A 20,593-nucleotide genomic window follows, 5' to 3' on the forward strand; every position below is an offset into this window, starting at 1 on the left:
GGCAGGTTTTGAGGGCAATGCTGTTGCGGGCGCAAGCGATGTTCCCGGCGCGTTGCCGCCTCCGTACGCCAATTCGACTGCTGCGCGCGTGGCGCGGTATGGTCGTTGCTCATCATGGATTGGGCTTCTTCAGACAAACACCCCCTGAGAGCCGGCGGCAACGGGCCCTTTGCCCGATGCGCACATTGGAGACTGTAACCATGAATAGCGATCTCGAAGCCCGTATCCGGACGCGGGCCTATCACATCTGGGAAATGAATCCTTCACAGGACGGCAATGCGGAGCAGCACTGGGAGGAGGCGCGCAGGCAGCTCGAAGCCGAGGGCGAACTGGATGGCACCGCGCCGTCGATGAGCGCGGATCAGTCGGCGGAACGTGAGCGCGGCGATCAGCCCATGCAGGAAGATCGGCTCCAGGACATCCCCGATAGCGCGCCATTGCAGGAGGATGGGGCGCAGCGTCGAAAAAAATGACGTGTCACGCGGGCGAAAGCAACGCGTTACGCGGCCGGCGGCTGCCGGCGAATTGCATGCACGCGGCGCCTGACAGGGGAAGGCGTCGCGCCGTTATCCAGTTGGGTGCTAAGCATAGTTAAAAAGCTCGTTTATCCGGAAAGGGCGGCGTTGCTACGATCGCAGTTTCGTCGTCGCTACCCTAACTGGAATTCGAGCCGTGACATTGTCTATTTTGCGTTTCCTCGCCCGGACGACGCTGATTTCGCTACTCGTCGTGAACGTCGCCCATGCGCAACGTGCCGTCAATACGACGCAGGTAAAACTGCGGATCGGCTATCAAAAGTCGTCGACACTCATCACGATTCTGAAGGCACGCGGTTCGCTCGAGCAGGCGCTGGCACCGCTCGGCGTGAGCATCAGCTGGAACGAATTCGCGAGCGGCTTGCCCCTGACCGAAGCGCTCAACGCCGACGCCGTCGACCTGAGCGCGGACGTCGCCGACACAGTGCCGGTGTTCGCGCAAGCCGCGCACGCGCGCTTCGTCTATGTCGCGCAGGAGGCGCCGTCGCCGGGCGCTCAGGCCATCATCGTGAAAAGCGCGGGGCCGCTGCACAAACTGGCTGATCTGAAGGGACAGCGTATTGCCGTGACCAAAGCGGCGGGCAGTCACTATCTGCTGCTTGCCGCGCTCGCGAAGGCCGGTCTCACGCCCGCAGACGTGCGCATCAGCTATCTCACGCCCGCCGATGGCCGCGCCGCATTCGAACGCGGCAGCGTGGATGCATGGGTGACCTGGGACCCGTACGTGGCGTCCGTGGACAAAGCGGCCGATGTGCGCATTCTGGCCAACGGTCAGGGTCTCGCCTCTTATCAACGCTATTACCTGGCATCCAGCACGTTCGCTGCGGCACATCCCGACGTGATCGCAACCGTGTTCGCGCAGTTGCAGTCGGCTGGCGTATGGGTTCGCGCTCATCCGGACGAGGCGGCGAGGCTGCTCGCGCCAGTCTGGGGCCTCGATGCGTCGACGATCGAGCGAGCCAATGCGCGGCGAAGCTATGAGGTCCGCGCAGTAGACGCGCAGAATTTCGGCGAGCAGCAAAAGATCGCCGACACTTTCTATCGCGCGGGCCTGCTACCGGCGCCGGTCGAAACGGCGACGGCGCAGCGCTGGAACTTCACGACGAAACGGGCGGAAGCGGCGGGGGTGACGACAACGGCGTCCGGCGGCTGATCAATGCAGGGGGCCAATGCCGGGAGACGTTCGGCAATTTCATCACTAACGGCTCCTGGCGTTCGCCCCTCGCGCTTTTCACGCGCGACCGATCACCACCACCCGCTGACCGGCCCGCACCGGCGACCCCGGCGCGACGTGGACCGCATCGACGACGCCCGCGCACGGCGCGGTGACCGAAATCTCCATTTTCATCGACTCGATCACGAGCAGCACGTCGCCTTCGGCCACGCTCGCACCGGGGCTCACGTGAACCTGCCAGAGGTTGCCCGCGATCTCGCTGTCCACGGCCACCTGGTGATCGTCGAGCGGCGCGGTGCCGGTGTCGGAGGCCACAGGCGGTTCCAACGCTTCTTCGACATCGCCCGCTTCATGCCAGCGTTGCCGCTCGGCCTGAAATGCCGTCTGCTGACGCGTGCGAAACCGCTCGATGCCTTCCGCTTCCTGCTGCAGGAAGGCCTGATAGTCCGTGAGCGACAACGCGGTTTGCTCGATACGCAACGGATAGCGTCCGAGCGGAAAGTCTTCGCGAATCTGCAGCAGTTCCTGAGCGGGGACTTCGTAGAAGCGGATCTGATCGAAGAACCGCAGCAAGTACGGTTGGCCCGCGAAGTCAGCGGTCTGCCTGAAGCGATTCCACATCTGTAACGTGCGACCGACGAACTGGTAGCCGCCAGGCCCTTCCATGCCGTATACGCAGAGATAAGCGCCGCCGATCCCCACCGAATTTTCCGCCGTCCAGGTTCGTGCGGGGTTGTACTTGGTCGTGACGAGCCGATGACGCGGATCGAGCGGCGTCGCAACCGGCGCGCCGAGATAGACGTCCCCGAGACCCATCACCAGATAACTGGCGTCGAATACGATGCGCTTCACCGCCTCGATCGACTCGAGATCGTTGATGCGGCGGATGAACTCCAGATTGCTCGGGCACCACGGCGCATCCTTGCGCACCGTGGTCATGTATTTGTCGATCGCCAACTGGCAGGCGGGGTCGTCCCATGACAAGGGCAAATAGACGATGCGCGAGGGCACACGCAAGTCCTGCTGCAGCAAGACGCGCTGCCAGGTGGTTTCGATCGTCGCGAGCAGCGTGACGAGCGGCAAGCGTTCCGGCTGGTAATGAATCTGCAGTGAGCGGATGCCCGGCGTCAGATCGATCACGCCGTCGAGGTCGAGCGCTTCGAGCGATTGCATCAGCGCGTGGCCTCGAAAACGCAGCACGAGGTCGAGTTCGGCCGGTCCGATTTCGAGCAGCAGATGGGTGTCGCCGGATAAACGTGCGACCAGCCGCTCGCGATCCGCGCCAATATCGAGCACGATCGGCGAGGCGAGCGCGGGCGTCGCGAGAAGACTTGCCGCGTCGCGCGGCGCAGCGTCCACCATGACCTCGAGCGTATCCGTTTCAATCTTGCGGGCTTGCGCGGCGGCGCGCGCAACCGCGATATCGACCGGCACGAAGCGCACCTTGTCGCCGGCCTTCAACTGACCGATCTGCCACAAGTCGGCCTCGATGATCGTCACCGGGCAGACAAAGCCGCCGAGGCTCGGACCGTCGGGGCCGAGTATCACCGGCATGTCGCCGGTGAAATCGATCGCGCCCACCGCATACGGATTGTCGTGAATGTTCGACGGATGCAGTCCGGCTTCGCCGCCATCTTCGCGCGTCCACTCCGGTTTGGGTCCGATCAGCCGCACGCCGGTGCGGCTCGAATTGAAATGGATCTCCCATTCAGTCGAGAGAAACCGGTCGATATAGCGCGCGCTGAAGTATTCGGGCGCGCCATGCGGGCCGTAGATCACGCGCAATACGCGCACATCCTGAAGCGGCGGTGACAACGGCTCGGGCAGCACTGCGCCGGCCGTGCGATCGACGAGCGGATGCAGATGCAGCACGTCGCCGGCGCGCAGCGCGCGGCCCCCGTGACCGCCGAACTGGCCGAGCGTGAACGTGCTGCGGCTGCCTAGATACTGCGCGACGTCGAAGCCGCCGCGCACGCACAGATAGGCGCGCGCGCCGGCGCCGCGGATGGTCCCTAGCGCGAGGATCGCGCCCGCAGGCATCAGCAGCGCCGTCTGCATCGGTTGCGGCTCACCATCGAGCGTGACCGGCAACGCCGCGCCGGTGATGACGACGACGGCGTCGGTATTGAAGCGCAGCGTCGGGCCGCTCATGGTGATTTCGAGTGCGGCGGCCGTGGCGTCGTTGCCGAGCAGACGATTGCCGAGGCGCAAAGCACGGTCGTCCATCGGACCCGAAGGCGGAATCCCGACGGCCCAGTAACCCAGTCGCCCGGGATAATCCTGCACCGTGGTTTGCGTGCCGCCGCTCATGACTTCGAGCGTGGTCGCGTGATAGCGCAGCGATTCGAGACAACGCGTCCACGGCTCACCGCTCGCGAACGGCGTGTCGTCGATGATCTGCCGCAGATAGTCGCGATTCGTTTCGACGCCATACAGGCGCGTTGCGCCCAGTGCATCGGCGAGCGCGTGGCGTGCACCGTCCCGGGTTTGCGACCACGCGATCAGCTTGGCGAGCATCGGGTCGAAGTAGGGCGGAACCTCGCAACCGGTTTCGATCCAGGTGTCGATACGTAACGCGCGGCCATCGGCAGCGGGGAATGCGACGTCGGTCAGCAAACCCGGGCTTGGTTTGAAATCGCGACCCGGATCTTCCGCGTAAAGCCGCGCCTGGATCGCGTGGCCTGACGGGCTCAGTCGGCTGGCGAGGGTCGTGAGCGGCGCGAGCGTGCCGGCCGCCAGTTCGATCATCCAGCGCACGAGATCGACGCCCCACACCTGTTCGGTGACGGCGTGTTCGACCTGCAGACGCGTATTCACTTCGAGAAAATAGAAACGCTGCGCCAGACTGTCGTAGACGAATTCGACCGTGCCCGCAGAGCGATAACTCACTGCCTTGGCCAGGCGGATGGCCGCCTCGCAGAGCGCATCGGCCATGCCGTCGGGCAGGTTGGGCGCGGGCGTTTCTTCCAGCACCTTCTGGTTGCGCCGTTGCACGGAGCAGTCGCGTACACCGAGTGCGATGGCTTCTCCCGCACCGTCGCCGAATACCTGCACTTCGAGGTGCCGTGCCCGCTCGATGTATTTTTCGAGGAACACACCCGCGTCGCTGAAGTTGTTCTGGCCGAGCCGCTTCACCACGTCGAAGTGAGCGGTGAGTTCATCGGCCGACCCACAGACGCGCATGCCGATGCCGCCGCCGCCCGCGGTGCTTTTGAGCATCACCGGGTAGCCGATGCGTGGTGCCGCCTCCAGCGCCGCCGCGAGATCGTCGAGCAGGCCGGTGCCTTCCAGCATCGGTACGCCTTGCGTGGCGGCGATGGCGCGCGCGGTATGCTTCAGACCGAACGAGCGCAACTGCTCGGGCGTCGGCCCGATGAAGGCGATGCCGGCCGCTTCGCACGCTTGCGCGAACGCCGCATTCTCAGAGAGAAATCCGTAGCCCGGATGGATCGCCTGAACGCCTTCGGCACGCGCCACCTCGAGAATTTTTCCGACGTCGAGATAGGTCGCCCCGGCCGCGCCTTCACCGAGACAATGCGCCGAGGAGGCTTGCGTTACGTGCAGGCTCGCGCGGTCGGCCTCGCTATAGACCGCGATACCCGCGACGTCGAGTTCGCGCAGCGTGCGCAGGATGCGGCAGGCAATCGCACCGCGATTGGCAATCAGGACTTTGTCGAACATGAGAGGACGTTTTAGGCGTGGGCGGGCCGTCCCGCCACGTGGGCATGCATACCGTGGTCGTCCACGGCAGATCGGCGATGAGCAGCGAGGGCGTCTAGGGCCGACTCTGCGCGGGCGACCGGCCAGCGCGATGACGCAGAGGCCAATGCCGTTCGGCGCGCACGCGCAATACGTCGTAAAACCAGTCGCGCAAGGTCTTCAGTTCCATATGAGCAGCTCCGCGGGAGTCGGATTGTAGGCGTTGCAGGGGTTGTTCAGTTGCGGGCAGTTCGAGATCAGCACGATCACGTCCATCTGCGCACGCATCTCGACGTATTTGCCCGGTGCCGAAATACCGTCTTCGAACGTCAGACCGCCGCTCGCGGTTACCGGTACGTTCATGAAGAAATTGACGTTCGCGTTGATGTCGCGCTTAGTCAGCCGTCCATCGTGCGCGCACGCTCGCAGGTAGTTATCGCGGCAGCTGTGCATGTAGCGCTTTTCCAGCGCATAACGCACCGTGTTGCTCTCCTGTGCGCAAGCGCCGCCGAGCGTGTCGTGACGCCCGCAGGTATCGGCGACGATCGTTAGCATCGGCTTGCCCAGATTCGAGTAGAGGACCGTGCCTGTCGTCAGATAGAGGCTTTGCTGACGGCGCAACGTGCGTTGCGCGTCGTAGCGCTCGCGTGGATCGGCGAGGCTGTAGAACAGCGTGTCGACCGCCTGGTTGCCTTCGAGGTCGTGAATGCGCAGCGTCTGGCCGGCTTTCACTTCCTTGAGCCAGGGTTCGCCGGCCGCGAGTGTTTCGCGATAGACCGCGTCGGCAGGACGGCGGGTGCTTTCGGTGAGCGTTGTCGTCATCTGGCGTCTCCGTTCAAAGAAAGAAGCGTTCGGTGTTGATGAAGCCACGGACGTTTTCGTCGCATGAGGTTCGACAGATTTCCGCGACTTGCGGGTCCGTGGCCTGCAGGCTGAGCTTGACCGGCTTCGGCGCGTAGTCCGGATTGGGATCGAGCGGATGCTGGATCGCGGTCAGCACGACGAGCGTATTCATCGGCGCGTACAACTCGACGTAGTCGCCGGCCTTCGAATTGCCCGGCACGAAACTCAGCATGCCCGCCTCGGTCACGTCGACACGGCTGAACAGGTTCAGCGTCATCAGCAGATCGGGCAGGCCGAGTCCCCACTTGCCGAGTTCGACGAGCAGGTTGTCGGTGCCATTGCGAAAGAAGGCGTTGCGCAGTTCCTGATAGCGGCCCGCACCGTATTTCTCGAAGACTTCTTCCGCGTTGGAGACACCCGTGAGCGTGTCGTGCCAGCCGCACGTGTCGGCGACAACGGCTGCAAGAACGCGGCCCATGTCCGAGTAGAGACAGTGCCCGCTAGTCAGTTTCGCGGTGTGCTGGCACTTCAGCGTATCGGGCAGATTCAGGCGTTCGCTTTTTTCCTGCGCGTTGACCATCATCACGCTGACGTTGGCGCCGCCGCGCAGATCGGTGACGCGCAACGACTGCCCGCGTTTGACGATGAGCGACGCGTGGCCGCCGCCCGGGATGGTTTCTTCCAGTAGCAGATTCATGTCGGAGTTCCTTAAGCCGCGACCGTGTCGGCACGTGACGCGCCTTGCACCACGGCCTGCGCCAGGTGAAGGGACGACGTCGAAGCGCGACTGTGATCGAGCGGAATGTTGTAGGTGATGCGTGCGCCATAAGCGTGCGGCGCCTGGGGATCGACCCGCACCTTGTCGAACACGAGCACGCGGCTGCCGAGCGCAAAGCCTTCCTTCAGATCGTGCGTGACCATGAAGATCGTGAGCCCCGTCTCGCGCCACAGGGCCAGCAGCAGATCCTGCATGTCTTTACGGATGCCGGGATCGAGCGCGCCGAACGGTTCGTCGAGCAGCAGCACGCGTGGCTTCATCACCAGTGCTTGCGCGATCGCCAGACGTTGCTGCATGCCGCCGGACAACTGATGCGGATACTTGTCGAGCGCGACGCCGAGGCCCACGCGTTCGAGCATCGCGACGGCTTCGTCTTGCGCGGCTCGCCGACGTGCGCCGAACAGACGCCCGGTGAGTTTCGCGTGCGGCAGTTCGAGCCCGAGCAGAACGTTGCGCATCACACTCAGATGCTCGAACACCGAATAGCGCTGAAACACCACGCCGCGATGGGCGTCCGGTTCACCGGGCAAGGGCTGGCCGTCGAGCAGGATCGCGCCGCGCGTGACGCGTTCCTGACCGAGCAGCAGGCGCAAAAACGTCGACTTGCCGCAGCCCGACGCACCGACCATCGAACAGAATTCTCCCTGTTCGATGCGCAGGTCGAGGCGCTCCAGCACGACCTGTTCGCCGTATTCCTTCCAGACGTTGCGGACTTCGATCATCGCGCGCCTCCGCCGTACCAGGGGAACATCGCTTTCGTGAGACGCCGCAGTGCTTCGTCCATCAGCCAGGCAAGCAGCGTGATCCACATGACGTACGGCAGGATCACGTCCATCGCCAGGTAACGGCGCACGAGGAAGATGCGATAACCGAGGCCGTCGGTCGATGCGATCGCTTCGGCGGCGATCAGGAACAGCCACGCCGAGCACAGCGACAGACGCAACGCCACCAGCAGGCGCGGCAAGAGTTGCGGCACGATCACACGCAGCATCAAAGTCCAGCTGGTCGCGCCCAATGTCTGCGCTTTCACCCAGAGTTCGTCGGGGATTTCGCGGGCGCGCTGCTGCAGGTCGCGGATCATCATGGGCGTAATGCCGATCACGATCAGCACGACCTTCGACAGTTCATCCAGCCCGAACACGATGAACAGGATCGGCAACACCGCGAGCGGCGGAATCATCGAGATCACGGTGATGAACGGCGAAAACGTTGCCGTGACGAGCGGAATGCTGCCCGTCAGCAGACCCGCTGTCAGCGCGATCGCCGCGCTCACCACCAGCCCGATGCCGAGTCGCCGCAGACTGGACGCCGTATCGGCCCACAGCAGATGTTCTCCGGTGCGTTTGTCCTCGGTGAAGGCGAACTGTTTGATGGCGTCGCTCATTTGCGTCGCACTGGGCAGCAGCTTGTCTTCGGGATTCGCCGCCAGCCGCAGCGTCGAACCCGTGAAATAGACCGCGACCAGCACGATGAATGGCATGAGCAGCAGCATCAGGGCAGCGCTTCGCCCGGGGTATCGATTGATGAGTCGCATGACGTACCGCCTGGTATTTCTGGAGCGTGGGAATTAGAGCTTGCCGTCCGCGGCCATGCGCACGTAGGTCGGATCGAAGCGCAGCTTCACGTTGCTTTTGCTGCCGACGATCACGCCTTTATCGAAAGCCATGCCGACCGCGTTTGCGTCAGGCGCGCCTTGGCCGAGCAGGCCGTGATCGAAGGAAAATCTGGCCACGCGCGTCATGGTCTGCGGCAGGGTCGGGCTGGTGGCGAAGTCGAGCGCGGCTTTCGGTGTGTAGAAGAGGGCGGTGGTCGAGAGTTGACCCTTGAAGCCCGCGAGGTCGGTGCCGGAAGCCTTCGCCATCGAAGTCAACGCGGTTTTGCTGGTGGCGCTGTCCGTGTGCATCAGCGCGACCATTTCAAACCACGCGCCGGTCAATGCTTTGCCTAGCGCCGGATTCTCGTTGAGCGTCTTCGTGTTCACGACCATCATGTCCATGATTTCGCCGGGGATCTTGCTGGAGTCGAAGACTTCGGTGACGTTCGGCTTGGCCTTCAGATCGGCCAGCATCGGATTCCACGTGACGGCGTCCTTGACCGTGGGAGTCGCGAAGGCGGCGGAGATGTCGGCGTCCGAGGTGTTGACCACCTTCAGGTCGCGCTCGCTCAGACCGGCCGATTCGAGCGCGCGGGCGAGCAGGTAATGCGACACGGAGAACTCGACGAGGTTGACCTGTTGGCCCTTGAGGTCCGCGACCTTCTTGCCGCTGCCCTTGATGAGCACGCCGTCGTTGCCGTTCGAATAGTCGCTGATGATCAGCGCGGTGGAGTCGACGCCGCCGGTGGCGGGGATCGTCAGCGCGTCCATGTTGGTCATCGCGCAGCCGTCGAACTTGCCGGCGGTGTACTGGTTGATCGACTCGACGTAGTCGTTGAGTTGCACGACATCGACATTGATGCCGTATTTTTTCGCCCACTTCGACACGATGCCCTGGGTTTTCGCTTCGCCCCACGGCATCCAGCCGGCGTAGATCGTCCAGCAGACTTTGAAGTCGGTGCGTCCGGCGGCGAACGAGGGGGTGGAGGCGAAAACGGAGAGAGCGGTGACGGCAGCGGCGAACAGACGGAACTTGCGCATGAGGTTGACCTCGAGATGGCGGGTTATCGACGGTAGGAGCGGCGCGACGAATCGCGTTCTCTCCCGGGCTTTTATCCCGCCGTGTAACCTCGCCTGAGGTCGACAGCTCTCGGACCAGCATCTGCATCGCTTAACGCGATGCGGACCGGAACCCTAGCCGTCCATTGCAAATTGTGACTACTAAACCGGATGTGGCGCCGGCTCCTGGCTGTTCTCTAAGCGAGAAGCGTGCCACCGGGGTCGGATGGCGTGTGGCCTTACTGGGCGCTGAAAACGCAGACACGCTGGCGTGATGATGCGGCGGCGCGAGGCTAACGCGCCTGTTTGTGGTGCGCGGGTGCACTGGTTAGGGTTGCGGTTTCCGTTCGCCTCCGACGTTCAAGGAAGGCGATGGCGGCCGTCACGAAGCTCGATTCCTGCGCGGCGGCGCGCGACGCTGCGCATGTGCCTGAACGTGTATGCTGGCCAGTCGTGCGATCAGAGAAATCCCCAATGCCGTGAGGAACCGCTGCTTCTGAAAATCACCCCGTTGTATGATATGGCACTTGTTAGATAGCGCGTGAACCCATTCAGGAGCGAACATTGAGCGATCAGACCGATTTGGCGAACATTCTTGAAAAGAATGAAAATACGATTTTGGCGGCATGGGTTGAAGGACAGTTGGCAGGCGCTTCGCGGCAAGGCGTGATTTCGGCGGGCGAGTTGAAAGAATCGTCGCGTGCATTTCTTTCCGCTTTTGCAAAAGCGGTAAAAAGTGACTACGACGAACAACTGGACGGCGATGCGTGGGAACCACTACGCGCTCATCTGACCGCCTTGTCGCGCGAGCGCGTGATCCAGGGGTTTTCGCCGGCAGAGACCGCGACCTTCATTTTCTCGCTGAAGAAACCGCTGTTTGACGTGCTGCGCAAAGATTTCGGTAAAGATTCCGCCGGTCTGGTCGACGAACTCTGGAAGCTGACGCAAACGCTCGACCAACTCGGCCTGCTTACGGTCGAGGCTTATCAGGCCACCCGCCAGGAAATCATCGAACGCCAGCAACAGGAATTGCTCGACCTGACCACGCCGGTGGTGCGCCTGTGGGATTCGATCGTGGCGCTGCCCCTGATCGGTACGCTCGACAGCGAGCGCACGCAGGTCGTGATGGAAAGTCTGCTCGACTCGATCGTCGAGAACGAAGCCGCGATTGCCATCATCGATATCACCGGTGTACCGACGGTCGACACGCTGGTGGCGCAACACCTGCTCAAAACGGTCGCCGCCGCCCGCCTCATGGGCGCGGAATGCATCATCAGCGGTATCCGTCCGCAGATTGCGCAGACCATCGTGCACCTAGGCGTCGATCTGGGCGATGTGGTGACGAAGGCCACGCTCGCCGAGGCGCTCAAGGTCGCCTTGAAACGCGTAGGCCTCGCGGTCGGCAAGATTTCGGCTCTGAAGCAGGACAACTGAGATGGAACAGATTCCAATTCTCAAGCTCGGCGAATTTCTGCTGGTGTCGATTCAGGTCGAGCTCCATGACGAATTGGTGCTGAACCTTCAGGACGACCTGACCTCGCGTATCGAAAGTACGCGCGCACGCGGCGTTCTGATCGATATTTCCGCGCTGGAGATCGTCGATTCTTTCATTGGACGCACACTCGGCCATATCGCGGCGATGGCGCGCGTCATGGACGCCACGACGGTCCTCGTAGGCATGCGTCCTGCCGTGGCGATCACGCTGGTCGAACTCGGCATGTCGCTGCATGGGATCCGTACCGCGCTCGATGTCGACAAAGGCATGGCTTTACTGCGCGCATCGATGGACGACGCGGGAGAACCGCCATCGTTAAGGTAAGCGAAGTCGTACTGGACATCCGGTCAGGCGACCAGGTCAACCTTGCTCGGAAAACGGTCCAGGACTGGGCTGTGCGCCTGGCGTTCGGCACGCTCGAACGGACCAAATTCGTCACCGCGGCGAGCGAACTGGCTCGCAACACGCTGGTTCACGGTCGAGGCGGGACGCTCACGATCGAAGAGGTCAATCAAGGTGGCCGGACTGGCATCAAACTCGTTTTCGAAGACGCCGGCCCTGGCATTCCCGACATCGAGCGCGCGCTCGAAGATGGTTTCAGCACAGCAAAAAGCATGGGCTTGGGACTGGGCGGCGCGCGACGGCTCGTCAACGAGTTCGACATCACATCAACAGTAGGACAGGGCACCAGAGTGAGTATTGTTCAATGGAAGCGACGCTAAGCCTGGCAGAAAAAAGCGGCGTCGCAGATGTTCGTCGGCGTGCGATACACATGGCTCATGTACTGGGTTTATCGGAGAAGCTTCAGGCTGACGCCGCACTCATCGTGACCGAGGCCGCGACCAATATTCTCAAGTACGCAGGGCGGGGCGAAATCACGCTCAGGAGTTACCAGGAGGGCGCCTCCCAAGGCCTCGAAGTCGTTGCGCTCGATCGCGGACCCGGTATCGCCAACGTGAGCTCGGCACGCACCGACGGGTTTTCCACCGGTGGAAGTCTGGGAGCCGGACTCGGCACCATCGCACGACATTCGACCCTGTTCGATATCTACTCGGTACCCGGCAACGGCACCGCGTTGATTGCGCGAATTGCAGGTACGCGCGACGTGGCTTCCTGCGCTTTCCAGATCGGCGCGAAGTCAGCGCCGAAACTGGGACAGGATGTGTGTGGCGACGCATGGAGCGCGCGGTATGTCGGCAAACATCTATGGATCACTCTGCTCGACGGGCTTGGCCATGGCCCGCTGGCTGCCGAGGCGTCGAATCGTGCCATCCAGATCGTCCAGCAGGCAAACCCGGACGATAAGCCCGCCGATGTGCTGCGAGCGGCCCATCAGGGCATCAAGACGACACGCGGTGCCGTGATGGCGATCGCGATGTTCGACACGGACAGTGCGCTCATGCAGTATGCCGGTGTGGGCAATATCGTTGCGATCGTCGCGTCGGGCGACGACACTCAGCATCTGATTTCGACGGACGGCACCGTCGGCTATAACATGCGTACCGTTCGTCCCACCGAGGTTGCCTGGCGAAAAGGCAGTGTCTACATCGCGACAACCGACGGGCTTTCTACGCGCTGGAACCTCAATCGTCACCCCGGTCTCACGGACCGGCATCCGAGCCTGATCGCCAACGTCCTGCATCGCGACTTCGGACGCGACGCGGACGATGCAACGATCGTCGTCGTCAAGGCCTCCTGACATGCGTCACCGAATCCTTTCGACGCCGATCAGTACGAACCTGAGCCTCGTCGCCATCCGCGACCGCTCGCGTCAGATCGGCGAACTGTTCGGCCTCGACAACGTGCAGCGCACGCGCTTCATTACGGCCGTCTCGGAGATCGCGCGCAATACGATTCAGTTCGCGGGCGGCGGCACGCTGACCTTTCTCGTCGGCGATGCCACCGATGTGGACGACACCCAGTGCGTGATCGCGCAGATCAGCGACAACGGGCCTGGCATCGCCAATCTCGACGAGTTGCTCGGCGATTATCCCGGCCGCTCCGGCGAAGTGGGCGTCGGCATTCCCGGCAGCCGGCGCATGATGGACGGCTTCTTCATTCAGTCCGAGGCCGGCAAGGGCACCACGGTCACACTGGAAATTTTTCTGGCGCGAGGCACGGCACGCCTGTCGGGACGGGAGCTCAGTGCTCGCGTCGAGCAACTGACCCGACGCAAACCGCAAACGCCGGTTGAGGAACTCGAGCAGCAAAACCGCGAGATGCTACTTACACTCGAAGAGTTGCGTCGAAAGAAGGCTGAACTCGAAGAAGCCGACACACGAAAAAACGAGTTTCTGGCCATGCTGGCGCACGAGTTGCGAAATCCGCTGGCGGCGATCTCGCTGTCACTCGAGTTGGCGCAAGCCAGTGCGGCCGACCCGCGCGAGCAGACGTTCGCCGTGATCGGACGGCAAACCGCGCAATTGTCCAGGATGGTCAACGATCTGCTGGACGTGTCCCGCATCACGCGAGGCAAGGTGGAGTTGCAAACCGAAGTCGCCTCGATCGCCGCGCTGATCGACGGCGGGATCGAAATGTCGCTGGCGGAGGTCAACCGCCGAGGTCACAGAATTCAGGTCGACTACCCGCACGAACCGGTCTCCGTACGAGTCGATGTCGCGCGCCTGAAGCAGGTTTTCAACAACATCATCCACAATGCCGCGCGTTATACGTTGCAGCCCGACGTGATTCACATACAGGCTGAGCGTGTGGGCAACGACGTGCACATCGCGGTGATCGATCGCGGGGTAGGAATCGACTCCTCGATGCTGCCGCGCGTGTTCGATCTGTTTGCTCAGGCCTCGACTTCGATCGGACGTCAGGACGCCGGGTTGGGCATAGGGCTGACCGTGGTGCAGCGGCTCGTCAGAGATCATGGCGGGTCGGTTACCGCGTTTAGCGAGGGAGTGGGCATGGGTAGCCGTATTGTCGTCGCGTTGCCGATCGTCGACGAGGAAGTCGCGCAGACGTTGCCGGATGTTCCCCAGCGGGTCGGAAACGGCGAGCAGAGGGTGCTGATCGTCGACGACAACAAGGATTCGGCGGACGCATTGGCGGCACTTCTGGATTTGCACGGCTACGAGTGCGCTGTCGCTTACGACGGTGGCAGCGCCTTGTCACTGGCGAAGACATTCAGCCCGACCGTCGGAGTGATCGACCTCGGCTTGCCGGATATGCCGGGGTTCGACGTGGCGGCGGCATTACGCAGGCAGCCTGTTTCGGCTTGCCTGACGCTGGTTGCGTTGAGTGGTTACTCCAGCGCCGATTACCGAAGCAGCGCCGCTCAGGCAGGCTTCGATCATTATTTTGCCAAACCCCTCCTGATCGGCGACTTTATGGCTTTTTTGTCGACGCTCGACGAGTAATTTGCGCAGGGACCTCATGGCTACAACGTTCGACGCCGTCGGGCGTGGGCACTGCGCTCGCCCTTCGCGGCACGTGTGTCAGACCTGCGCCTGAGCGCGCATGACCGGTGCAGCCAGTCTCACGAGGTCGGCAAGCGAGTGGGCGTGAAACTTGTGCATGAGATCGGCCCGGCAGGATTTGATGGTGCGCTCGCTCAAGTCCAGTTCCGCGGCGATCTGTTTGTTGAGACGCCCGGCGACAACGCCACGCAGCACAACCTGCTCGCGCGCGCTTAGATCGATGCCGTCGGTCGAACTGACGGCGTCCTCCGCGAAAAGCTCGACGTTGGCCGAGGCCAGCGCACTTTCAATCGCGGCGAAGAGTGCCTGCGCCTCGATCGGCTTGACGAGAAAATCGCGCGCCCCCGCCTTCATCGCCATGACAGTCCTGGGAATGTCCTGATGCGCGCTGATGAACACCACCGGCATCGGGTTGCCCATACGCTGCAACGCGCGCTGCAAATCCAGACCGTCCGGTCCGGGGAGTTCAAGATCGAGCAGCAGACACCCGACTGCGGCGTCAGAAGGTGCGACGAGAAAGTCACCGGCGCTCGCGTAACCCTTTGCCGTGAAGCCCGCGTGGCTCAGCAACCGCGTCAGCGCGACGCGCAGCGCGTCGTCGTCGTCAACGACATGGATGACAGCTTCGGTGTGATCGCTCACGGGTGTCCTCCTTGTGGTTCAGGCCGCGTTTCAAATGTAGCCTTTTCAGCGCGCTTATCAAGCTCGAGTCGAGCGCCCGCCATCGCGCGCTTCGGCAGTGAGGGAAGCCAGACTTTGAACAGACTGCCGCCGCCCTCGCGAGCCGAGGCCGAGACATGTCCGCCGTGAGTCATCACGATAGTGCGGACGATCGAGAGTCCGAGGCCCATGCCGTGCGGTTTCGTCGTATATAGCGAGTCGAACAGACGCGGGCCGGTACCCACGGGAATGCCGTGTCCGCAGTCGGCAACCGACAACTCATAGCCTTGTCCCGCCACGCGCGTGGAAATCGACACGATGCGGTTCGCGGCTGGCGTGTCTTCCATCGCATCCATTGCATTGATCGCGAGATTGAGCAGCACCTGCTGCAATTGCACGCGGTCACCCAGCACGAGCGTATCGATCGCCGCCAAATGCGATTCAATGACGATGCGCCGCCGCCTCGCTTCGAGGTTGAGCAATGCCAGCGCTTCGTCGAAAGTCGAGTTCAGGTCGAGCGGGTTGAGCTTGACCGTGTGCTTCTGCAGCAGCGCTCTGAGTCGCTGGACCACCTGGTTCGCGCGCAACGCGTCACGGCGTATGTCGCCGAGAATCGAGTGGAGTTCGCCGACCTCGGGTTCGTCTCTGAGCATCAGGCCGGCCGCGTCGGCGTTGCTCAGAATCGCGCCTAGCGGCTGTCCGACTTCATGTGCGATCGATGCACTGAGTTCGCCCGCCAGCGCGAACCGCCCCGCGCGCGTCAGCTCCCCGAGGCGCTCGGTGGCTTTATCTTCGGCGATGCGGCGTTGCCGGCGCTCCCAGAGCAGCGCCGCAATGGTCAACGCCTGCAGCAGGACAACCGCGACTGCAATCAGCACGACGATCCGATACTCACGCCACAGCGTGGGCGGCACGTCGATCAACTCGCAGCCTTCGGGCAAAAGGTCGGCGCGCAGCCCCAGCCTTTCGATCACGCCGACGTCCGCGACACACCGGGACGCGCCAGAGGAAGCCATGGCGTCCTGACGCGGCGCCTTGCCGAGCAGAATCGAGCGGGCCAGTTCGCCGACGACGCGGCCGTTGGTCTCGACGCTAGCCACCGAGCCCGCCGCCAGGCCATGGCCGAGATAGGTTGGGTACCAGCCGTAGATCGGCGCGCCGGAACTCTTTGCCATCGGCGCGACGACGTCATAGGGAAAATAAGTGCGGCCGTTGCGGTCGCGATACATCGTCGTGTAGAGCACGGCGGTATCGCGTTCGAGTGCGGCGAGCCGGCGCTGTAGTTCGGCCACGGTCAGGCCGCTCCATTCGTCCACGGTCCACGGATGGGATTTGCGTGCGCGCGCCGTATCGGCGGCCCGTTGCGCAGCCCGAAGGTCGACGTTCGCCGCGCCCGACACGACCACGAGACGTCGCGCTTTGGGCTGCAGCGTCTCCGCCAGCGCGAGGGTGCCGTCCAGGTCGAAATGCATCGGCACGTAAATAAATCCCGAGGGAATGTCGTGTTGACGTGAATCGCCGACACTGGAAATCACCACCGGCGCGGCCGGCCAGATCTCGTCGTGATATTGCTTCGTGAAGTCCAGCGCAAAGTCACCCAGGCCGATCACGATATCGACCGGTCTGTGCTCGTACTTTCTCTTCATCAGCGCGAGAAAGCTGGGCATCAGGTCTGCAGCGTCGAACCGGAGATCGTCGAGCGGATCGGTGTAGAACTCCACCCCGTCCGGCGCAGCAGCAGAAATAGCACTGCGTATTGCGCGAACCTGCTCCTGGGCAGCCGGCTGCGAAGAGTCCGCACCGGGCAGAATCACGACGCGCCAGGGATGCGCCTCGCAGGCGCCTGCGGATAGCCCGAGTACTGCCAACGCGGCAAACAGGTAGCGCATGGCATAGGCACGCGCAATCGCAAGCGGCGCGCGGCGGCTAGTCGCATCGTTCCTCGAACTGCGTTGCTCGTTCATAGATTCTGCGAGAACTGGGCGTCGCAGTCACTATGCCAGAGCATCCTATGGGCAGAAAGTATTTTGTAGGAAAAAAGTCCAATAAACACTACTGATTAAGCAACTTCAGCCCAATGAATACGTTGCTCAATGCGCAATGGGAGACGATGAATCGAGTGGCCATGCTCCTGCATGCGAATTGAATCGCGAAATTCGCATGCCGCGTAATGGCCATTCGACAAGACAGGAGAAGACGAGGCGAGGCGTTCGACCATGCGCGATGCAACTGGCTCACGAATTGCTTTCGCGTCGGCGGCGAGCCGCTATTGTTTTGGCAGCGATTGCATAGTGCTGATCAGATTCTGCGGCACGACCCGGATAATGCCGTTGCGCGGACTATCGATATCCGCAATCAACATGAATGAAAGCGACACGGTCAAAGGCATGATCAGCAAAAAGCGGTTTTTAGCCGCGGCGTTTTTCACGCCGTATCCCACCAGCAAATTGCTGAAAATACCAACGACGATCATCAGAATCCATGCAGCCACGGGGATTCGGTTCCACCACGCCGCCTGGGTGTAGCCCTGCGTGTTGATGACGTCGTTCATGCCCGCGACTGCCAGCGCGGTGACCGGGTTCGGCTGTGCAGTGGCACCGCCCGTGGCGGCCGCCCACAACTTGTTCTGCAAATCGGCGGTTGCGGCATCGATCTGCTCGACGCGTTGCAGGTCGCGGGTCTGATAGTAGTCGATTCGCAACTCGAGATACCGAGTGAGGTCCGCACGGATTGCAGCGGCCGCACTGGCGGGCAGCAGATCGGCACGAACGAACTCGGTTCCGATTGCATTGGCTTCTTCTTCCTCGTAATTTTTTCGCTGATCGTAGCGTCCCACCGCCATCGACAGACTGAACCCGATGACCAGGGCGAGCAACGTCAGCGTGGCCGACTGCACGATCTTGAAGTCGTCGCGCGTGTCTTCGTCGAGATGGACGCGCGCTCGCAGAGCGGTGCTCCCGATCCACGCGGCGAACGACATCACCACGAATGCGACAAAAAACAGGATGATCGGATGTCTTATCAGTTGCGCCATTCGCCGCTCCTTTGGATGTTCGGTTCACTCGCGAGGCCTGCTTCGCTCAGTGTCATACACACGTTGTAATCCCGACATAGGGACTCGGGGCAATTCGCCGGCCTCGACCTTATGTAATATTGCCCGAAGGGGCAACTGGATTGCCCGAAATACCTATGGTGCTCGACCTGCGGCTGTGCGAAAAATTGGCACTGGCAAGCGGGTCGCCCGTAGGGATGAGATGCCGAACCTGATCATGATCCTCGAAGACGATGTCAGCTTGCGGCGCGCTGTCGAGCGTTTGCTGAGCGTATCGGGATTCGACACACGCTCGTTCGCGAGTGCGGAAGAGCCGGACGTACTCGAGAGTGCTTCATCGGCATGTTGTCTGATCCTCGACGTTCAGTTGCCGGGGCTGTCAGGTCCCGCCTTCTATGAAACGCTGCGTCCGCCACGACCGCCGGCGGTGTTCGTCACCGCTTTCGACAACCCCGCCACGCGCGAGGCCGTGCGAAGGGCGGGGCCGCACGCGTTGCTGATCAAGCCATTTCTGGGCCATGCCCTGGTGGCCGCCGTACGCGAAGCGATACGGGGTTTGCCGTGAGGTGACGCCTCTCATCCCGGGTTTCCTTTGGAGCGCATATGGACTCGAATCTGGTGGAGCGCTTGGTCATCGCACTGCGGCAAACCGCGCGCAATCGCACCGTCTTGCCGTATCAGCGGCTACACGCGCTGTTGCCGGCGCGCATGCCGATTGCCGAACGCTACGACGTGCTCGAAGCGGCAGCAAAAGAACTCGAAGACCTCGAAGTCTGCGACTACGGCGTGCTGCTCGCACTGGATTGCGGGATGCCGGGTTCTGATTTCTTCCTGCGTTTCAGGAGACGCCGCTTTGCCGACTACGTTCTGGCCTTGGGCGACCCGCGCTATACCCGCCCAACGCAGAAGAAAAAAACCGCGCTCGTGGCCGCGGAGCGCACACGTGTTTATCAGCACGCAGCGTCTTCCACGGCGGCACATCCTGAGGCGCAGCGATGCGCGCCACACTGAGCGCGTGCATGCATGAAGAGCGGGCGTCGCGGCTTAATCATCCATCAGATCAGCGTTTCGAGCACTTTCGCCACGATGCTTTCCAACGGCAGTTGCGTGGCGGCGACGATCAGCATGGGCAAGGCGGCCGGCACGACGATCGCAGCGAGGCCCAGCTTACCGATCGGCATCCGGCGCATGCTTTTGATTGCGCCGTAGACGGCTTGCACGTCCGCGACCGGACCTAGTTCGGGCGCGTCCAGAATCTCTGGCGAACCCACGTCTTCTTTCAGGATCCAGCGCCGGTGCACGAGCCGGCCGTGATGGCCGACCAGACTCCCATAGCTGAACATGGCATCGCGTTTGACCTTGCCGAGGGCGACGACGAACGGTGTGAACGGCGCCAGAAAGATCACGGTCAGCAGGACGGCGGTGGCGATCAACTCGTCTTTGATATCGGCGACGCTGACGCCGTGATACATGACGTCGTGCGCGAACGAGGCCGCCACGACCGTCGAGACGGCGAACGCCACCGGACTGAAAATGAACGCGAAGCGCTCGACAAAACCCGCGCCGGCGAGGCGATCGGGATGGACGGGAACGTAGGCCAGCGGGAATCGCGACAGCTTGAAGAACAGCACGAACACGAGGCACGCACGCCATAGCCACGCCAGCAGCAGCGCCGTGAACAGCGGACGCACCACCAGGATGAACCACCAGCCGCCGAAGGTGATGGCGCTCGACGTGTCACCGGGCCCGCTCGGCCAGATCACGTCGTCGATCTGGTTGCGCACGGCGCCCGCGGTGGTCCACGCGATCACGATGCCGGCGATCAGCACCCACGGCAAAGCGTGATTCCTGACGCGCACGAAGCTGACGATGAGTTCGCGGAACGCTTGCAACTTGTCCTCGGGCACGAGTCCCGATTCGACGAAGTAGCGCAGAAAGCGCGGCACGGTCTTCTGCGCCATGCCTTCCGCGATGACGAGCACGGGAATTGCCACCAGACAGCGGACATGCACGCCGAAATGGGCCAGCAAGGCATCGCCGTGCTGGCTGCCGGACGCACGGCCGGTCAGCGCGGCCCAAACGACGATGGGCAGCCAGCAGACCGCCGCGAAGATGAGCGCGCGGCGCGCGGTGCCCATGCCCACGCGGGGAATCAGACCGAGGCGGCGCTGCAGACGAAAACCGGGGTCGTCGCGCACCAGCGATGGATCGATTCCGGACGGATAGGCTGCTGCGCCCGCCGCGCCGGAATCCTGTTCTTCGCTGGTGGACATCGCGC

The 20,593-nt window shown here is 62.6% G+C and carries 19 protein-coding genes and 1 riboswitch; of the genes, 9 read left to right on the top strand and 10 right to left on the bottom strand.

Annotated features, from left to right (window positions below; translation table 11 throughout):
• Window positions 1-200: 200 nt before the first annotated feature.
• Together FQ705_RS14875 and FQ705_RS14880 are read left to right on the top strand one after the other, a co-directional pair.
• Window positions 201-473, top strand: coding sequence for a DUF2934 domain-containing protein (locus tag FQ705_RS14875; protein ID WP_144142180.1), 273 nt, complete (start codon window positions 201-203; stop codon window positions 471-473).
• 205 nt (window positions 474-678) lie between these two features.
• The gene (locus FQ705_RS14880; protein ID WP_144142433.1) at window positions 679-1,689 is read left to right on the top strand and encodes an aliphatic sulfonate ABC transporter substrate-binding protein; all 1,011 of its coding nucleotides are present in this window, start codon (window positions 679-681) and stop codon (window positions 1,687-1,689) included.
• Window positions 1,690-1,767: 78 nt separating this feature from the next.
• Here the strand turns inward: FQ705_RS14880 and uca are convergent, their stop codons facing one another.
• The 6 genes from uca to FQ705_RS14910 form a co-directional block, all read right to left on the bottom strand.
• Window positions 1,768-5,391: an urea carboxylase gene (gene uca, locus FQ705_RS14885; protein WP_144142182.1), complete on the bottom strand. Its 3,624-nt coding sequence runs from the start codon at window positions 5,389-5,391 to the stop codon at window positions 1,768-1,770.
• Between the two features lie 198 nt (window positions 5,392-5,589).
• Window positions 5,590-6,231, bottom strand: coding sequence for an urea amidolyase associated protein UAAP2 (locus FQ705_RS14890; RefSeq protein WP_144142184.1), 642 nt, complete (start codon window positions 6,229-6,231; stop codon window positions 5,590-5,592).
• 13 nt (window positions 6,232-6,244) lie between these two features.
• Window positions 6,245-6,949: an urea amidolyase associated protein UAAP1 gene (locus FQ705_RS14895; RefSeq protein WP_144142186.1), complete on the bottom strand. Its 705-nt coding sequence runs from the start codon at window positions 6,947-6,949 to the stop codon at window positions 6,245-6,247.
• Window positions 6,950-6,960: 11 nt separating this feature from the next.
• On the bottom strand, window positions 6,961-7,752 hold the full coding sequence (locus FQ705_RS14900) for an ABC transporter ATP-binding protein (RefSeq protein ID WP_144142187.1): 792 nt from the start codon (window positions 7,750-7,752) through the stop codon (window positions 6,961-6,963).
• The gene (locus tag FQ705_RS14905) at window positions 7,749-8,564 is read right to left on the bottom strand and encodes an ABC transporter permease (RefSeq protein WP_144142189.1); all 816 of its coding nucleotides are present in this window, start codon (window positions 8,562-8,564) and stop codon (window positions 7,749-7,751) included. The genes FQ705_RS14900 and FQ705_RS14905 overlap by 4 nt, the downstream gene beginning before the upstream one ends.
• A 33-nt stretch (window positions 8,565-8,597) precedes the next feature.
• Complete coding sequence (locus tag FQ705_RS14910) at window positions 8,598-9,665, bottom strand: putative urea ABC transporter substrate-binding protein (protein WP_144142191.1); 1,068 nt, start codon at window positions 9,663-9,665, stop codon at window positions 8,598-8,600.
• Between the two features lie 58 nt (window positions 9,666-9,723).
• Window positions 9,724-9,833, bottom strand: a riboswitch (guanidine-I (ykkC/yxkD leader).
• A 414-nt stretch (window positions 9,834-10,247) separates the two neighbouring features.
• Here FQ705_RS14910 and FQ705_RS14915 point away from each other — a divergent pair.
• From FQ705_RS14915 to FQ705_RS14935, 5 genes are all read left to right on the top strand, one after another.
• Window positions 10,248-11,117 carry an STAS domain-containing protein gene (locus tag FQ705_RS14915; RefSeq protein ID WP_144142193.1) on the top strand — a complete coding sequence of 290 codons (870 nt, stop codon included), beginning with the start codon at window positions 10,248-10,250 and terminating at the stop codon, window positions 11,115-11,117.
• 1 nt (window position 11,118) lies between these two features.
• On the top strand, window positions 11,119-11,502 hold the full coding sequence (locus tag FQ705_RS14920) for an STAS domain-containing protein (protein WP_144142195.1): 384 nt from the start codon (window positions 11,119-11,121) through the stop codon (window positions 11,500-11,502).
• 71 nt (window positions 11,503-11,573) lie between these two features.
• Window positions 11,574-11,900, top strand: coding sequence for an anti-sigma regulatory factor (locus FQ705_RS14925; RefSeq protein ID WP_313955669.1), 327 nt, complete (start codon window positions 11,574-11,576; stop codon window positions 11,898-11,900).
• Window positions 11,885-12,877: an ATP-binding SpoIIE family protein phosphatase gene (locus FQ705_RS14930; RefSeq protein ID WP_144142199.1), complete on the top strand. Its 993-nt coding sequence runs from the start codon at window positions 11,885-11,887 to the stop codon at window positions 12,875-12,877. The genes FQ705_RS14925 and FQ705_RS14930 overlap by 16 nt, the downstream gene beginning before the upstream one ends.
• A 1-nt stretch (window position 12,878) precedes the next feature.
• Window positions 12,879-14,543, top strand: a complete 1,665-nt coding sequence (locus tag FQ705_RS14935; protein WP_144142201.1) for an ATP-binding protein — start codon at window positions 12,879-12,881, stop codon at window positions 14,541-14,543.
• A 78-nt stretch (window positions 14,544-14,621) separates the two neighbouring features.
• Here the strand turns inward: FQ705_RS14935 and FQ705_RS14940 are convergent, their stop codons facing one another.
• The 3 genes from FQ705_RS14940 to FQ705_RS14950 form a co-directional block, all read right to left on the bottom strand.
• Window positions 14,622-15,245: a response regulator transcription factor gene (locus tag FQ705_RS14940; protein WP_144142203.1), complete on the bottom strand. Its 624-nt coding sequence runs from the start codon at window positions 15,243-15,245 to the stop codon at window positions 14,622-14,624.
• Window positions 15,242-17,227, bottom strand: a complete 1,986-nt coding sequence (locus tag FQ705_RS14945; RefSeq protein ID WP_144142204.1) for an ATP-binding protein — start codon at window positions 17,225-17,227, stop codon at window positions 15,242-15,244. The genes FQ705_RS14940 and FQ705_RS14945 overlap by 4 nt, the downstream gene beginning before the upstream one ends.
• Window positions 17,228-17,529: 302 nt before the next feature.
• Complete coding sequence (locus tag FQ705_RS14950) at window positions 17,530-18,297, bottom strand: hypothetical protein (protein ID WP_144142206.1); 768 nt, start codon at window positions 18,295-18,297, stop codon at window positions 17,530-17,532.
• 220 nt (window positions 18,298-18,517) lie between these two features.
• On the opposite strand from FQ705_RS14950, the gene FQ705_RS14960 reads away from it, so the two are divergent.
• Both FQ705_RS14960 and FQ705_RS14965 read left to right on the top strand, forming a co-directional pair.
• Window positions 18,518-18,880, top strand: a complete 363-nt coding sequence (locus tag FQ705_RS14960) for a response regulator transcription factor (protein WP_144142208.1) — start codon at window positions 18,518-18,520, stop codon at window positions 18,878-18,880.
• Window positions 18,881-18,918: 38 nt separating this feature from the next.
• On the top strand, window positions 18,919-19,326 hold the full coding sequence (locus FQ705_RS14965; RefSeq protein ID WP_260854501.1) for a hypothetical protein: 408 nt from the start codon (window positions 18,919-18,921) through the stop codon (window positions 19,324-19,326).
• Window positions 19,327-19,370: 44 nt separating this feature from the next.
• Here the strand turns inward: FQ705_RS14965 and FQ705_RS14970 are convergent, their stop codons facing one another.
• Window positions 19,371-20,588 (bottom strand): hypothetical protein, encoded by a 1,218-nt coding sequence (locus tag FQ705_RS14970; protein WP_144142210.1) that lies wholly within the window; start codon window positions 20,586-20,588, stop codon window positions 19,371-19,373.
• Window positions 20,589-20,593: the final 5 nt, after the last annotated feature.

The sequence above is a fragment of the Paraburkholderia sp. BCC1884 genome, assembly GCF_900996225.1.
Classification (GTDB): Bacteria; Pseudomonadota; Gammaproteobacteria; order Burkholderiales; family Burkholderiaceae; genus Paraburkholderia.